Source organism: Vibrio sp. D173a (assembly GCF_030248475.1).
On the sequence record NZ_JAHGAH010000205.1, the window covers coordinates 1 to 15,469 of the forward strand.

12 protein-coding genes are annotated in these 15,469 nt (G+C 44.5%); 7 read left to right on the plus strand and 5 right to left on the minus strand.

Annotated features, from left to right (window positions below; genetic code table 11):
* Positions 1-268 precede the first annotated feature (268 nt).
* From KIV40_RS19575 to KIV40_RS19585, 3 genes are all read right to left on the minus strand, one after another.
* Complete coding sequence (locus KIV40_RS19575; RefSeq protein WP_285350854.1) at positions 269-1,564, minus strand: site-specific integrase; 1,296 nt, start codon at positions 1,562-1,564, stop codon at positions 269-271.
* Between the two features lie 342 nt (positions 1,565-1,906).
* Complete coding sequence (locus KIV40_RS19580) at positions 1,907-2,179, minus strand: hypothetical protein (protein WP_012126944.1); 273 nt, start codon at positions 2,177-2,179, stop codon at positions 1,907-1,909.
* A gap of 229 nt (positions 2,180-2,408) precedes the next feature.
* Positions 2,409-3,128 carry an SIMPL domain-containing protein gene (locus KIV40_RS19585; RefSeq protein WP_012126943.1) on the minus strand — a complete coding sequence of 240 codons (720 nt, stop codon included), beginning with the start codon at positions 3,126-3,128 and terminating at the stop codon, positions 2,409-2,411.
* 163 nt (positions 3,129-3,291) lie between these two features.
* Between KIV40_RS19585 and KIV40_RS19590 the strand changes: the two genes are divergently transcribed.
* From KIV40_RS19590 to KIV40_RS19610, 5 genes are all read left to right on the plus strand, one after another.
* Positions 3,292-3,558, plus strand: a complete 267-nt coding sequence (locus tag KIV40_RS19590; protein WP_012126942.1) for a hypothetical protein — start codon at positions 3,292-3,294, stop codon at positions 3,556-3,558.
* A gap of 141 nt (positions 3,559-3,699) precedes the next feature.
* Positions 3,700-5,463 (plus strand): GNAT family N-acyltransferase, encoded by a 1,764-nt coding sequence (locus KIV40_RS19595; protein WP_285350855.1) that lies wholly within the window; start codon positions 3,700-3,702, stop codon positions 5,461-5,463.
* Between the two features lie 590 nt (positions 5,464-6,053).
* The gene (locus tag KIV40_RS19600) at positions 6,054-8,006 is read left to right on the plus strand and encodes a PTS mannitol transporter subunit IICBA (RefSeq protein WP_162092335.1); all 1,953 of its coding nucleotides are present in this window, start codon (positions 6,054-6,056) and stop codon (positions 8,004-8,006) included.
* Between the two features lie 113 nt (positions 8,007-8,119).
* The gene (locus KIV40_RS19605) at positions 8,120-9,268 is read left to right on the plus strand and encodes a mannitol-1-phosphate 5-dehydrogenase (RefSeq protein WP_171305138.1); all 1,149 of its coding nucleotides are present in this window, start codon (positions 8,120-8,122) and stop codon (positions 9,266-9,268) included.
* An 85-nt stretch (positions 9,269-9,353) separates the two neighbouring features.
* Positions 9,354-9,884: an MltR family transcriptional regulator gene (locus KIV40_RS19610; protein ID WP_005437418.1), complete on the plus strand. Its 531-nt coding sequence runs from the start codon at positions 9,354-9,356 to the stop codon at positions 9,882-9,884.
* A gap of 172 nt (positions 9,885-10,056) precedes the next feature.
* On the opposite strand, the gene glmS is transcribed toward KIV40_RS19610, so the two are convergent.
* Positions 10,057-11,889 carry a glutamine--fructose-6-phosphate transaminase (isomerizing) gene (gene glmS / locus KIV40_RS19615; RefSeq protein ID WP_012126938.1) on the minus strand — a complete coding sequence of 611 codons (1,833 nt, stop codon included), beginning with the start codon at positions 11,887-11,889 and terminating at the stop codon, positions 10,057-10,059.
* Between the two features lie 115 nt (positions 11,890-12,004).
* The gene (locus KIV40_RS19620; RefSeq protein WP_012126937.1) at positions 12,005-12,766 is read right to left on the minus strand and encodes a DeoR/GlpR family DNA-binding transcription regulator; all 762 of its coding nucleotides are present in this window, start codon (positions 12,764-12,766) and stop codon (positions 12,005-12,007) included.
* Between the two features lie 432 nt (positions 12,767-13,198).
* Here KIV40_RS19620 and pykF point away from each other — a divergent pair, with 432 nt between their 5' ends.
* Both pykF and KIV40_RS19630 read left to right on the plus strand, forming a co-directional pair.
* Complete coding sequence (gene pykF, locus KIV40_RS19625) at positions 13,199-14,611, plus strand: pyruvate kinase PykF (protein ID WP_005528633.1); 1,413 nt, start codon at positions 13,199-13,201, stop codon at positions 14,609-14,611.
* A gap of 151 nt (positions 14,612-14,762) precedes the next feature.
* Positions 14,763-15,440 (plus strand): GntR family transcriptional regulator, encoded by a 678-nt coding sequence (locus tag KIV40_RS19630; protein WP_012126935.1) that lies wholly within the window; start codon positions 14,763-14,765, stop codon positions 15,438-15,440.
* Positions 15,441-15,469 lie beyond the last annotated feature (29 nt).

Here is a 15,469-nt window from a genome sequence, read left to right on the forward strand (position 1 = left end):
TTTATGGAGCGCTTACTAATGACAAAAGGATAGACACTTTAATGGGTTCTCCAATTAGTAAAGTCTGTCAAAAAGCACTGTTAAAACTTGTATTTTAGTTTCACAAACACACTTTGGGGCAATTTCGAGTTGAACGACGCCGCTCCGCGGTTGTGATCACGGAAAAATCAGATAAGAATGAGATCGCAATGTGTCGCTTCCTACTTTCGATGCATCAACAATAGATAAAACGTATCGCATCGTTCGCACTGCGAACGCCAATCCATCCTCACCAAAGACTAACTACATTTGATCCCGAGTCTTCAAGTCTCAATAACTTCGTCTCCCACAACTCAAGGGCATGCCTTTTCTCACTTAGATACTCGTATCTATCGTAATGTTTTGAGCTCACATCATTGAGCGCATGGTTTTGTAGCCTATCCCTCAATGCTTTACTTATGCCAAGCTCTCCCATCAAGGTTTTACACGTACGACGCAAATCTCTAGGGATAAAATGCTCAAAGTGTGGGTGATCATCTCGATAACGAGCAATGGTTTGGCTCAATGAATCTAAGCGGACGTGGTCATTTTCGTCTTTATAATGAGGAAAGATGAAGGGACTAGTTGACTCATTTTCTCTTAATCTTCTTAAGATCGACATAGCTGAGTCAGTTAGAGGAACCAAGTGACTACGCTTATTTTTCGAAAGGTCTGGTGTGATAAGCAAAGTTCCTTCATCCCAATTGATTGCTGTCCATTTTGATGCTGCAATCTCATAAGGCCTCTGCCCTCCAGTATGAATACAAAGAAGAATAAGGCATCGCATCATTTCTGAGGCTCGAACCCCTTCCATGTCAAACTCAATGTCTTGAATAAACTTGTGTAGTTCTGTGAAAGTTAGGTAACGCTCTCCTACTCGTTCTGCGTCTTTTTGTTTTGGTATAGAGGACACTGGATTAAAGGCGAGACCAAACTTAGCGTCTCTCAAGTAATTCGCAGGGTCATTATCATGTGAAAGACCGTAGTTAAATGCGGCATGAAGGTAGCTCCTGACCCGATTGCTCTGTGTTGCAGCACCACGTTGTATCATGTGAGCGAGAATCGTAACAATGTCAGCAGTAGTTACATCGCAAGCTTTCGTTTCTCTAGAAATAAATGGATAAACCTCCTTCTCCAGCGAGCGATAAACATTTTGATAAGTTCTTTTCCCCTCTTTTTTCATCTGGTTCACGTAACTTTGAAACAATAGCTCTATGCTTCCCTTACGCTCTTCTTCACGTCGGGCGGCTTCACGCTTTTTCTCTGCGTTGGCTAATTCAAATTTAGGATCGAGTCCCTGCTTAAGCATTAAGCCCAGTTTGTGTGCCTCTTTCCTTGCATCAACAAGGCTCAGCGCCGGAAATCGACCTAACTGAATAAAGAGACGCTTACTCTGACGGTAGTAACGGAAGACAAAACCTTTATTGCCACTGGTGAAAACCTTTACTCCGAGGCGCCCAGAGCCTTTTGTTCGGTCATCATCCCAAACATAGTAAGCACTACTTTTCGGCTTGAGTCCCACAATCTCTTTTTGCGTAATTGCCATGGCAGATCCTTTGTTGCGCAACTACAACCAGCGCTAAATTGGGTGTAGTTGTGGGTGTAGTTAGGAAGTCGCTTAATGACAGTTTGTGAGATAACATGTGATAAGGCAAGCCTAGCAACCGCTTAAAATTCAATAACTTTGGTAAGTTGTGAGATAATTCGAGATTCTATGAAACGAGATATTTTACGACTCATAATCGATTGGTCCGCAGTTCAAGTCTGCGAGGGGCCACCAAATTCAGAAGGCTCGTAGAGAAATCTACGGGCCTTTGTTGTATCTGGAAGATAGAGATTCGCTCCTGTCCCCCATCACGCCAAACCTTATTCTTATTCATGGAACTGCCTACGAGCGCTCTAGATCCAGCTTATTGGCTTGGTACTCTTCTGTTGCCGCAACGAGGTCTGGGCGATTAATCACTTTCCATAAGAAATAAGGTGGGATAAGAAATACGACGAAGTAAAACGACTCATGGAAGAAGATGTGCGCGATGTCTTCTTGATGCTCGCACAGTGCCGCAAGGGCGCAGAAATCCAATAAGATGCTCAAAGCCCCGAACACCACAGAGACCACGATGGTCAAACCCAGTAACTCTCTGAGGTAATGTTTAAATGCCATTCTAGTAATTCCTTCTAGCTAATCAGTGCGGTCAAAATTACGCCTCTAACTCCTTCTCTGAATTGACTTTTATCAACTTCAGCGCCAAACAAATAAGAACTTAGTTTTATAAAAGATTACTTGCACAAATCAGAAAAAGAGCGGCAATTAAAATGCAATTGATTGAGCATAAAAAAAGCCAATCAAATGACTGGCTTCTACTGTTATTCAGGGTTAGCAAGAAATAAAGTTAATCCGACAAATAATACTGAACGGTTGAAACAACGCGTACTTTCTTAATGTAAGGCGTATTACTATCGCGATCGAAAATAGAGAACTGCCCCTGTGTCGCACGCTTGATTTTACCAAGCGAGCTTTGTGAATCTTTGGCGAACTTCTCAGCCACCTCTCGAGCGTTCTTGGTCGCTTCCTCAATCATATCTGGCTTGATGTCATTAAGCTTAGTAAAGCTGTATTCAACCCGGTTTGAATATGGGTCTTGGTTAAGTAAAACACCCTGCTTGCCAAGTTCACCTATCTCATTGATGGCTGCTCTAACAACATCAATATTCTGGCTATAAACCGTCACAGTGCGGTTTGCTAAGTAGCGAAACTCAATGTCTTGTTCATTTCCATACTGCTGCGCCTTACGGTCTGTTACAGCAGGTGAAGACAACGAAAAGTTGGACTCATCCAACCCCTTTGATGAGAGAAAGTCGAGTACTAGTTTGGTCTGCTGATCAATCTCATCAAACATCGTCGGCATATCATTACTCGCGACGGTAAACTGAATTGGCCAAATTACTGTGTCCGCTCGGTATTCCCGCTCAGACAACCCCTTTACCGTCACGACCCGTTCATAAGCTTTATATTTGACGGCGGTCTGTTGAATGAAAAAGCCCAACACACCCAACCCAATAATCAAGCTCAACCCCAGCCACAGTGACGACTTATTGGAAATTCGCTCCATTCACCCTCCTAATTTCACTAAATTGATCAATTTTTCATCTCGATAAGATAGTTCACTTATGGCAATAAAATAGCGACCGGAAGCTAAATTTGTGTCATTTCGCTCGAAATAATGAGCACAACAATATAAAATCGAACAGTGTTTTATTAAGAACCTAATACTCATGTTGAAAACAAAATTGATGATAATGCTCGGTGGCTTGATTGTATCTTCCTCTTGCCTTGCAAGTAGCGAAAGCCTGATTGAAGATGCAACGTCAGAAGAGTCTCAAGAGCTCGCATGCAGCGAAGAACATTGCGAAGGCAAAGGTTTTGATGGACGCTTGCTACTTGAAAACGAGCCAACCAAGCAGGTATTGAGCTCGATAGAATCAATCAGTAAGACTCTCAACGCCATGAGCATCCTGATGTTTGCTGGTGATAAAACTTAAATAGTCCCTCACACTCATTCATTTCAGAGTCTTTGGTCAATAAAACTTCATTGGTTTGTCACCAAAGGCTCATGTTTTTGCCTCTGAACTGTCATCTGTAATTTCTACTATCCAATCAGCAACTTGTACGCTGAGGTAAATATGGATAGTTCGACCCCTTTTCGTCTCCCACGTAAAACGCCGTTTGGCATTGATGAAAACGTTGCTGAATGGGCAACCGGTTTAAACCAGCTCGATAAGTTCTACGCCCAACGCCCCGTTAATGCCGATACAAAAACTTTTCTCCGCTTCACGCTGGATATCTTAGGCATCGACTATCGCATTACTCATGGTTCACTCGACTCAGTACCTAAACAAGGTGCTACCGTTATAGTGGCGAACCACCCGCTTGGTTGTGTGGAAGGCGTGATCTTGGCTGAACTACTGTTGATGGTCAGAGACGATATCCAAATCCTAGCCAATCAATACCTTAAAACCGTGCCGGAGTTAGATCAGCTCTTTATTGGTGTCGATGTATTTGAAGGTAAAGACGCGGTCAAGTCCAATATGAAAGCCCTCAGGGCTGCCAATAAACATCTGGCAAGTGGCGGCTTATTGCTTGTCTTTCCTGCCGGAGAGGTTTCCCAGTTAGTCGATGCCAAACAGCAGCGTTTGCAAGATAAGGATTGGAGTCGAAGCGTAAGTAGCCTGATCCGCAAAAACAAAGCAACGACAGTTCCGGTATTTATCAGTGGTCAGAATTCGAAACGCTTCTACATGGCAGGGAAAATCCATCCACTTTTGCGTACCCTACTGCTCGGGCGAGAACTGCTGAACAAACATGCGCAAACCATCAACTTATCTTTTGGCCAAGCGATTAAATTCAAAGAGCTCAACACACTTAGCGATGATCAAGTGGTGAACTATTTGCGGCTCAACACTTACTTGCTCAATCGCGAAACCCAATCAGTGAAGCCCTCTTCATCATCAGAACTGCTCTCTCCAATAGCGGCAGGGTTACCCGTAGGCGAATTGCTTGAAGAGCTGAACAACTTACCACAAGAGTCCAAGCTGCTAACAAATGGTGAGTTCGATGTCTACTGCACGGAGTCGCAGAATATCCCTTCCCTACTGCATGAAATTGGTCGCCTGCGTGAGCTCAATTTTCGACAGGTTGGCGAAGGAACGGGACTAGCAATAGACATTGACCATTTCGATCATGATTACCTGCATCTGTTTGTGTGGGACAGAGAAAGCCAATGCTTAGTGGGCGCGTATCGTTTAGGTCTGGTTAACCAACTGATTGAAAAACGCGGCATAGCAGGTCTATATTCACGAACGTTGTTTAACTATGACCAACGCTTTATCGACCAAATGGGTAAATCCATTGAGATGGGACGCTCAGTGATTGCGCAGCAATACCAAAAAAGCATGAGCGCGCTACTACTGCTGTGGAAAGGCATCGCGACATTCGTGGATCAAAACCCAGACTACACACACCTATTTGGTCCGGTGAGCATTAGCAACGACTACAGCGATACTGCACGCCAACTGCTGGCTCAATCAATGACACTGCATCATTACGATAACAACTGCGCAGAGTACGTCACGCCTTCTAATCCACTTCCTGACCACCAACGTGACTGGAACACCAGCATGCTCACCGCATTAGGGGACTTACAGCTATTATCACGCGTCATTGCCAGAATCGATGAAGGAAAAGGTGTGCCCGTTTTGTTGCGTCAGTACTTAAGCCTCAATGGCAAACTGGTGTGCTTCAATGTCGATCCTGCGTTCAATAATGCTCTAGATGGGTTAATCATGGTTGATTTACGTGATGTTCAAGAAAAGACGTTGGCGAGGTATATGGGACGCGAGCAAACTCATGAGTACCTCACCTATCATGCACATAGCAACCATAAGTAAGAGCAGTTAGTAAGAAGAGAGTTGTGAACCAACAAAAAATCAAATAGCGACTCTCTTTTATTTTTCTATCAATGAGATAAGGACACTTCGTGAAGTACGCCGAAAAGATTTTTATAAATACATTCTATCGAAGAGTCGCAACGACATTGATCACACCCGTCCCGTCACAAACTTTCACACACACCAAAGTCGATCCAGATCACATTTCACTTCCAGACCAAATCAGAACAAAATGTGATATTGATCGTTACTGGTATTTAATTTGAATTTCAAAAGAAATCAAAGGTGATCAAAGTCACAAAGTATTTTGATTTTAAATTTGTCAGAAGATCGAATTGATCACTAAGATTTTTATTGACAGATTTGAAAGTGGCTTTTTGTTATTAAGTTACAAGTCAATAAGTTGAAGTTAGTCACTTAAAAACCGTTTCTCAGCCTAAGAAATGCGGGGGTTGATCACGAAAAACCCGTTGTCAGTTCCAATTGGAAAATGTGTGGTAAATTGATTGGGTACTAAGCAATCAAACAAACGGTTTTGGCGAACCGTTTACTACAACAAAATTCATCAGAACATCGAACGGGGAATTGTTATGATATCACCAGATGCCAAGATCAAGATACAAAATTTTGGTCGTTTTCTGTCAAACATGGTAATGCCAAACATCGGCGCGTTTATCGCGTGGGGCTTTATCACTGCTCTATTTATCCCAACTGGATGGCTGCCAAACGAGACCTTGGCATCTATGGTTGGCCCTATGATCACCTACTTGCTGCCACTGCTTATCGGTTACACCGGTGGTAAATTGGTTGGTGGCGATCGCGGTGCGGTAGTCGGTGCAATCACAACAATGGGCGTGATTGTCGGTACCGACATCCCAATGTTTATGGGCGCAATGATGGTCGGCCCGATGGGCGGCTGGGCTATCAAGAAATTCGATAACTACATCGACGGTAAAGTGAAAAGCGGTTTCGAGATGTTGGTCAACAACTTCTCTGCAGGCATCATCGGTATGCTGTGTGCGATCCTTGCTTTCCTGTTTATCGGTCCATTCGTAAAAATTCTTTCTGGTGGCTTGGCAGCAGGCGTTAACTTCCTAGTTTCTGCTCACCTTCTACCACTGACCTCAATCTTCGTTGAACCTGCGAAGATCCTGTTCCTAAACAACGCGATCAACCACGGTATCTTCTCTCCATTAGGTATCCAACAAGCGTCTGAGACAGGTCAATCGATCTTCTTCCTAATCGAAGCAAACCCAGGTCCTGGTCTAGGTATCCTGCTAGCTTACATGGTGTTTGGTAAAGGTACGGCTCGTCAAACTGCAGGTGGTGCATCAATCATCCACTTCTTCGGCGGCATCCACGAGATTTACTTCCCGTACATCCTAATGAACCCTCGCCTAATCCTTGCGGCTATCGCAGGTGGTATGACTGGCGTATTCGTTCTCACTATCTTTAACGCAGGTATCGTTTCTCCAGCATCGCCAGGTTCAATCTTTGCAATCTTGTTGATGACTCAGAAAGGTTCAATCGTTGGTGTACTAGCGTCTATCGCAGCAGCAACAGGCGTGTCATTCGCCGTAGCAGCACTGCTAATGAAGACACAAACGTCAACAGAAGAAGACGGTGATGAAGCAGCACTAGAAAAAGCAACATCACAAATGAAAGACATGAAATCTGCATCTAAAAACGATGCGGTGGTAAACAGCCAAAGCAAAGGTGACGTAGACCTAGCGACAGTACAAAGCATCATTGTCGCTTGTGATGCGGGCATGGGTTCGAGTGCAATGGGCGCGAGCATGCTACGCAAAAAGGTTCAAGACGCAGGTCTGAACATCCACGTAACCAACCTTGCCATTAACAGCTTACCAGAGAGTGCAGATATCGTGATTACTCATAAAGACTTAACGGATCGTGCACGTAAGCATGCTCCAAACGCACACCACATTTCATTGACTAACTTCTTAGACAGCGAAATGTACAACCAGCTAGTCACCAAACTACTAGCAGCACAAAACCAATCCGCAGCCAATGACGACCAGATGGTAAAAGTGTCCGTCATGGCGGCGAACGACGACAGCTTTGAACCACAACAACCATCGGTATTCCAAATCCAGCGTGAGAACATTCACCTAGGTTTGAAAGCAGCCAACAAAGAAGAAGCAATTCGCTTTGCAGGCAACAAATTGGTTGAACTTGGCTACGCAGAACCAGAATACGTAGACGCGATGTTTGAGCGTGAAGCGTTGGTTTCAACGTACCTAGGCGAATCTATCGCAGTACCTCACGGTACGGTAGAAGCGAAAGACCGCGTGAAGAAAACTGGCATTGTAATCTGCCAATACCCATCGGGTATCCAATTTACTGAAGACGACGATGATGTAGCGAAACTGGTTATCGGCATTGCCGCTAAGAACGATGAGCACATCCAGGTGATTACCACCATTACAAACGCGCTCGATGAGCCGGAGGCAATTGAGAAGCTAACTAGCACCAACGATGTAGAAGAGATTCTGAACATCCTTGGCGGCCAGCAAGCGGCTTAATCACTCCCTTTAATTTGCTCCTGAGCAAACCGAGGTCAGCTGTCACCCCCTATGCGGTGGGCCTCACCCTAAATTCGTTTAGTCAACATTTCAGACATTGGTAGGTAAGAATTATGAAAAACGCAGTTCATTTTGGCGCAGGTAACATTGGTCGTGGCTTCATCGGTAAACTATTAGCAGACGCAGAAGTCGAGGTGACATTCGCAGACGTTGACGCTCCACTCGTCGACCAGCTGAGCCACAAGCAAGAATACAAAGTAAAAGTGGTCGGTACTGAGTGCCAAATCGACACAGTAACTCACGTTACCGCGGTTAACTCAGCCAGTGAAGATGTCATCGACCGCATTGTAAAAACCGACTTGGTAACAACAGCGGTTGGCCCTAACGTACTGGACATCATTGCAAAAACCATCGCTACCGGCATTGCTAAGCGCTTTGCAGCTGGTAACGATAAACCATTGAACATCATCGCGTGTGAAAACATGGTTCGTGGCACCACACACCTAAAAGGTGAGGTGTACAAACACTTAGATGAATCATTGCATTCAAAAGCAGACGAGTTGGTTGGCTTTGTCGATTCAGCGGTAGACCGCATCGTACCACCAGCAGAAGCGGCGAACGATGACCCACTAGAAGTGACGGTAGAAAGCTTTAGCGAATGGATTGTGGATGAACAGCAATTCAAGGGCGAAATCCCTGATATCGCAGGCATGGAAAAAACCAACAACCTAATGGCATTTGTAGAACGCAAGCTGTTCACTCTCAATACAGGTCACTGCATTACCGCTTACCTAGGTTGCTTGAAAGGCCATCGTACTATTCGTGAAGCGATTGAAGACCCAAGTATTCATGCTGAAGTAAAACAGGCGATGCAAGAGAGTGGTGAAGTGCTGATCAAACGTTACGGTTTCGACCGTGACATGCACAATGCTTACATCGAGAAGATTCTAGGACGCTTTGCCAACCCATACTTAGTGGATGAGGTTGATCGCGTAGGTCGTCAACCAATTCGCAAATTGGGTGCAAACGATAGATTAGTGAAGCCTTTACTCGGTACAATTGAGTATGGCACTGAAAATAAAACACTTTTGAAAGGCATTGCCGCTGCGTTGAAGTACACTAACGACACTGACCCACAAGCCGTAGAGCTACAAAACTCATTAAAAGAAGTGGGTGTGAAGAAGACGCTAGCGACATACACAGGTCTTGCAGAAAACAGTGCTGAAGTGACTCAAATCGAGACACTTTACAACCAACTTTGATTTACCTAGGGGAGCTTGGCTCCCCTTCTATATCCATCTCCATTGAAGAGTTGGGATAGCTAATAATTAGAAATGTATTCAGTATATGGCAGATAACATCAACGAAACCGAGATCATTGAGCGATTAAACAGCGCACCATCGGTACGAGGCTTTTTCATTGCAGCAGTCGACGTTTTTAACGATTCGATCGACGGGTTAGTGCAACGAATTTTTCGTAAAGATAACTTCGCTGTTCAATCGGTTGTCGGTCCGCTGTTACAAGACTCGGGACCGCTGGGCGATCTGTCTGTTCGTTTGAAGTTATTGTTTGGCTTGGGTGTGCTTCCCGATGATATTTACCACGACATCGAAGACATCATTAAGCTCAAAAACCATCTCAATAGCGACGCTTCTGACTACGAGTTCACGGACCCTAATATTCTGGATCCAATCAAAAAGCTGCATTTGGTGAAGAAGATGGGCATGGTGCAACTGGAAGTCAACGAACCAGATGACGACATCGACCTTGAGTTTTATCAGCTACAACTGCAACGTCAACAACAAATCATTAAGTCAGGGCTCTCGCTTGCGATTGTAGAGATATGTAATGAACTCGGTAAAGAGAGCCCATTCTAACACCACATTTTATCCCCAAACTCCCTCCAAAAGGATTCGAGATTACTTAGGTATAACAAGATAACAAAGTCAGTAGATATAAAAAAGCGAAGTCATGTGACTTCGCTTTAGGTTCTCGCGACTTACATAGCGCGACATAAACAAGTGTAATCTTAATCACACCTTACATTTCTTACTCTACGGTTACCGCTTTCGCTAGGTTACGAGGTTGGTCTACGTCCGTACCTTTGATCAATGCTACGTAGTAAGACAGCAGCTGCATTGGGATGGTGTAGTAGATCGCCGCCGTAATTTCACTAACGTGTGGCATAGTGATGATCTTCATGGTCTCGTCACCTTCAAAACCTGCGTCAGCATCTGCGAATACGTAAAGCAGGCCACCACGCGCACGTACTTCTTCAACGTTTGATTTCAGTTTTTCTAGAAGATCGTTGCTTGGTGCAACAACAACCACTGGCATATCTGCATCGATCAACGCTAGAGGACCATGCTTCAGTTCACCCGCCGCGTAAGCTTCTGCGTGGATGTAAGAGATCTCTTTCAGCTTTAGAGACGCTTCCATCGCGATTGGGTAGAACTCACCACGACCCAAGAATAGTGTATGGTGCTTATCGGCAAAATCGGTTGCCAGTGCTTCGATTTCTTTCTCGAAAGACAGCGCTGCGTTGATTTGCTGCGGCAGAGCGTGAAGCGCTTCTACGATCTCTTTTTCTTTCTCTTTGCTGATGCGGTTTTGTTGCTTACCCAGCGCTGTCACTAGCATTAGTAGCGCAGAGAGCTGAGTCGTGAAGGCTTTGGTTGATGCCACACCGATTTCTACACCTGCACGAGTCATAAACGCAAAGTCAGACTCACGAACCAAAGAAGAGCCCGCGACGTTACAGATGGTCATTGCCGCCATGTAACCTTTCTCTTTTGCTAAGCGAAGTGCTGCTAGCGTATCGGCAGTTTCACCAGACTGAGAAAGCGTGATCAACAGGCTGTTTGGACGCGTCACGAACTTGCGGTAACGGAATTCAGACGCAATTTCTACGTCACAACTGACACCTGCAATGTCTTCGAACCAATAACGTGCTGTCATACCTGCGTTGTAAGACGTACCACAAGCTACGATCTGTACGTGCTCTACTTTGCTTAGGATTTCTGCCGCGTTTACACCGATTGCTTCAGTGACAACAGAATCAGCCGTGATACGACCTTCCATTGTGTTGATCAGCGCTGTTGGTTGCTCGTAAATTTCTTTCTGCATGAAGTGACGGTATTGACCTTTATCACCCGCATCATGTTCAGCGTTTGATTCGATAATTTCACGCTCTACACGCTCACCAGCTGCATCAAATACAGTCACTACGCGACGAGTGATCTCTGCAACATCACCTTCTTCTAGATACATGAAGCGACGTGTCACGTTAAGCAGTGCAAGTTGGTCAGAGGCAAGGAAGTTTTCACCCACACCAAAACCAATAACGATTGGGCTACCTGAACGTGCTACTACAATACGTGAAGGATCTTTACGATCCAGCGCTACTGTGCCGTATGCGCCATCCAGTTGTTTTGCTGTCTTCTGTACCGCTTCTAGTAGCGTTTCTGAAGTGCGAAGTTCCCACTCAACCATGTGTGCGATAACTTCAGTATCTGTTTGAGATTCGAAAACGTAACCGCGAGATTGAAGCAGTTCACGTAACTCTTCGTGATTTTCGATAATACCGTTGTGTACCACCGCGATGTCACCAGACATGTGTGGGTGCGCGTTTGCTTCTGATGGCTCACCGTGAGTAGCCCAACGAGTGTGTGCGATACCCGTACCACCAACGACTTTCGCTTGGTCTACTGCGTCAGCCAACTCTTGTACCTTACCTAGACGACGAATACGCGTTAGGTTGGTTTCGCCATCAACAATCGCGACACCCGCAGAGTCATAACCGCGGTATTCCAAGCGGCGTAGGCCTTCAACCAAAATTTCTGCAACGTCTCGTTGTGCTACTGCACCTACGATTCCACACATGTGCTTATCTCCGTTTATTGTTTTGTTCTTCCCTGACCATGATTTCAAATAGAGGCAGCAAGCAAAGGCCTTTATCCAGAGGGAAGTGAAATATGAAACTGCTTACTTAATTAGATTAGGCGCAAATGACTTTTACGCTATGTTGTTCAATCTTTGCTCTGTGTTCTGGCTGCAACTCTGCATCGGTAACCAACACATCAATTTGGTCCCAAGCAAGTTCTAAGTTCGGGATCTTACGCCCCACTTTCTCAGACTCGATCATGACGATGACTTCACGAGACACCTCCGCCATGACTTTACTTAAGCCAACCAATTCATTAAACGTTGTGGTTCCGCGCTCTAGATCGATACCGTCAGCACCGATAAATAGCTGGTCAAAGTCGTAAGCTCTCAATACAGATTCGGCTACTTTGCCTTGGAAGGATTCTGAGTGCGTATCCCAAGTGCCGCCTGTCATTAACAGGGTTGGTTCGCTCTCTAATTCGTTAAGTGCGTTCGCAACATGCAACGAGTTGGTCATAACAACCAAGCCTCGTTTGTCGTTTAATTGCTGAATCAGCGCCGCAGTCGTGCTGCCACTGTCGATCACAATTCGGTTATGCTCTCGAATCAGTGATGCGGCTGCTTTTGCTAGACTTAACTTTCGACTCGAAACAATTGGACTCAATTCTTCATGGATAACTTCCGTTGGAATAGAGATTGCGCCACCATAACGGCGCAAAAGTTGTCCGTTTTTCTCCAAAGAAGCTAAGTCCTTTCTAATCGTGACCTCTGAGGTTTCAAATTTCTGTGCTAGCTCATCAACGCTAACTTCCCCAAGCTCACTTACTAGGTTAGAAATGGCGTGTCTTCTTAGTTGAGTGTTTCGTTTCGACATTTATATTTTGATTTTAAGTTTCGGTTTGAAACTTATTATAGTCAAAACGAAACTTTTAAGTCCATTTATTTTGATCCAAAAAATTAATATTTCTCGATAAAACCTTGTCCTAAGACAATTCTTAAACAGTGATATTGGATTCATTCGGTGGTAGAATTCGCCACCGAAAAGAAAAAAAATTACAGAATTGACGGTTATTTTTTTGCAACTTTCTGCATATAAAGTGGGATTAGTCACAAAAAGGTAACCATAATCGCCGATCTTTTAGTCATAAAATGACTAAACTTGGTGAAAGACTTACAGAATCTGAAGTTCCAATAATGTGGCGGAAAATCGGTGGGTGGCAGGCACTAAATGTCACCAAAACGCCCCTACTTCAGACTAAACAACCGACTTTCAAATTGTAACTATACTTACCGGAGAGTATCTTCCATGAAAAAGACCAAAATCGTTTGTACGATTGGCCCTAAAACTGAATCTGTAGAGAAGCTAACTGAACTAGTAAACGCAGGCATGAACGTAATGCGTCTTAACTTCTCTCACGGTGACTACGCAGAGCACGGCACTCGTATCGCGAACTTCCGCCAAGTAATGGAAGCTACAGGCAAGCAACTTGCAATCCTTTTAGACACTAAAGGTCCAGAAATCCGCACAATCAAACTAGAAGACGGCAACGACGTTGATCTAGTAGCTGGTCAAGAATTCACTTTCACAACTGACATCTCAGTTGTAGGTAACAAAGACAAAGTTGCAGTAACTTACGCTGGTTTTGCTAACGACCTAAACGTTGGTAACACCATCCTAGTAGACGACGGTCTAATCGAAATGGAAGTGCTTGCAACTTCTGAAACTGAAGTTAAGTGTAAAGTTCTTAACAACGGTGCTCTAGGCGAAAACAAAGGTGTTAACCTTCCTGGCGTTTCTGTAAACCTACCTGCACTATCTGAAAAAGATAAGAACGACCTTAAATTCGGTTGTGAGCAAGGCGTTGACTTCGTAGCTGCTTCTTTCATCCGTAAAGCTTCTGACGTTCAAGAAATCCGTGAAGTACTTGCTGCAAACGGCGGCGAGAACATCCACATCATCTCTAAGATCGAAAACCAAGAAGGTGTTGATAACTTCGACGAGATCCTAGAGCTTTCTGACGGCATCATGGTTGCTCGTGGTGACCTGGGTGTTGAAATCCCAGCTGAAGAAGTAATCTTCGCTCAGAAAATGATGATCGAGAAGTGTAACCGTGCACGTAAGATGGTTATCACTGCAACTCAAATGCTTGATTCTATGATCAACAACCCACGTCCTACTCGTGCGGAAGCAGGCGACGTTGCTAACGCTGTAATGGACGGTACTGACGCAGTAATGCTTTCTGGTGAAACTGCTAAAGGTAAGTACCCAGTTGAAGCGGTAACTATCATGGCTCAAATCGCGAACCGTACTGATTCAGCGCTAAAAGCTGAGCTAGGTTCTCGTCTAGACAGCCCACGTCTACGCATCACTGAAGCAGTATGTAAAGGCGCAGTAGATACAGCTGAGAAACTAGCTGCTCCACTTATCGTTGTTGCAACTGAAGGCGGTAAATCTGCACGTTCAGTACGTAAGTACTTCCCAACTGCAAACATCCTAGCACTAACGACTAACACTAAGACTGCTGCACAGCTAGTTCTAACTAAAGGTGTTACTCCAGTAGTTGTTGATTCAATCGACAGCACTGACGCATTCTACGTAGCAGGTAAAGAACTTGCTCTAGAATCAGGTCTAGGTAACAAAGGCGACATCGTTGTTATGGTTTCTGGTGCTCTAGTAGCTTCAGGTACAACGAACACAGCTTCTGTACACGTTCTATAAGACTGAAGAATTCAATCATCAGTTCAATAAAAAAGAGGGCTTCAGCCCTCTTTTTTTATATATTTAATCTTGCCCTCATAATCAGTACGCTGTATTATCAATCACAACCGAACTACGTACTGTTTAGTTGTCGTCACGATAATAAAATTTCATGAGGTTGCTTGTGTCTAGTCCTACCCTTACCGACAAAGTTTCGAAAATGATCTGTCAGGACATCCTGACGGGTGAATTAAAACCAGGTCAAAAGCTTGTTGTTGCTGAGCTGAAACAGAAATACAACGTTGGTGCATCACCTATCCGCGAAGCACTTGTGCAACTGTCTTGGAGCAAGTATGTCAAACTTGAACCACAAAAAGGCTGTTGGGTTGCACCTGTGTGCAGAAAAGAATTGAACGACCTATACGAGAGCCTCCGTGTGGTCTCTTCTGTACTGCTTAAGAAAGCAATTTTAGCGGGTGATGAAAGCTGGGAGCTGGACGTGCTGACTTCATACCACAAGCTATCACGCCTGAACTTTGATGAGACATTCTGCTGGAAAGAGTGGGAAGAGCGTCATCATCAATTCCACGTTTCTCTGCTCGAAGGTGCCGATTCAAAGAACATGTTTGAGTTCTTTAGCGATCTGATTAACCAAATCAAACGCTACCGCTATTTTGCAATGCAAGCGGTAAGCTCAGAGAAAGATGCCCTATTCAACATTGATGAGCATGAGATGATCATGAAGTTGGTACTGGCAAAGAACAGTGAAGAAGCCATGGATCTTTTAGATAAGCACTTACTGAGCTCAATGCAACGTATTGAAACGGTACTAGAGCTAGAGCCTGCTTAATTATATCGCCCAATAGATAGGGTGTGTTG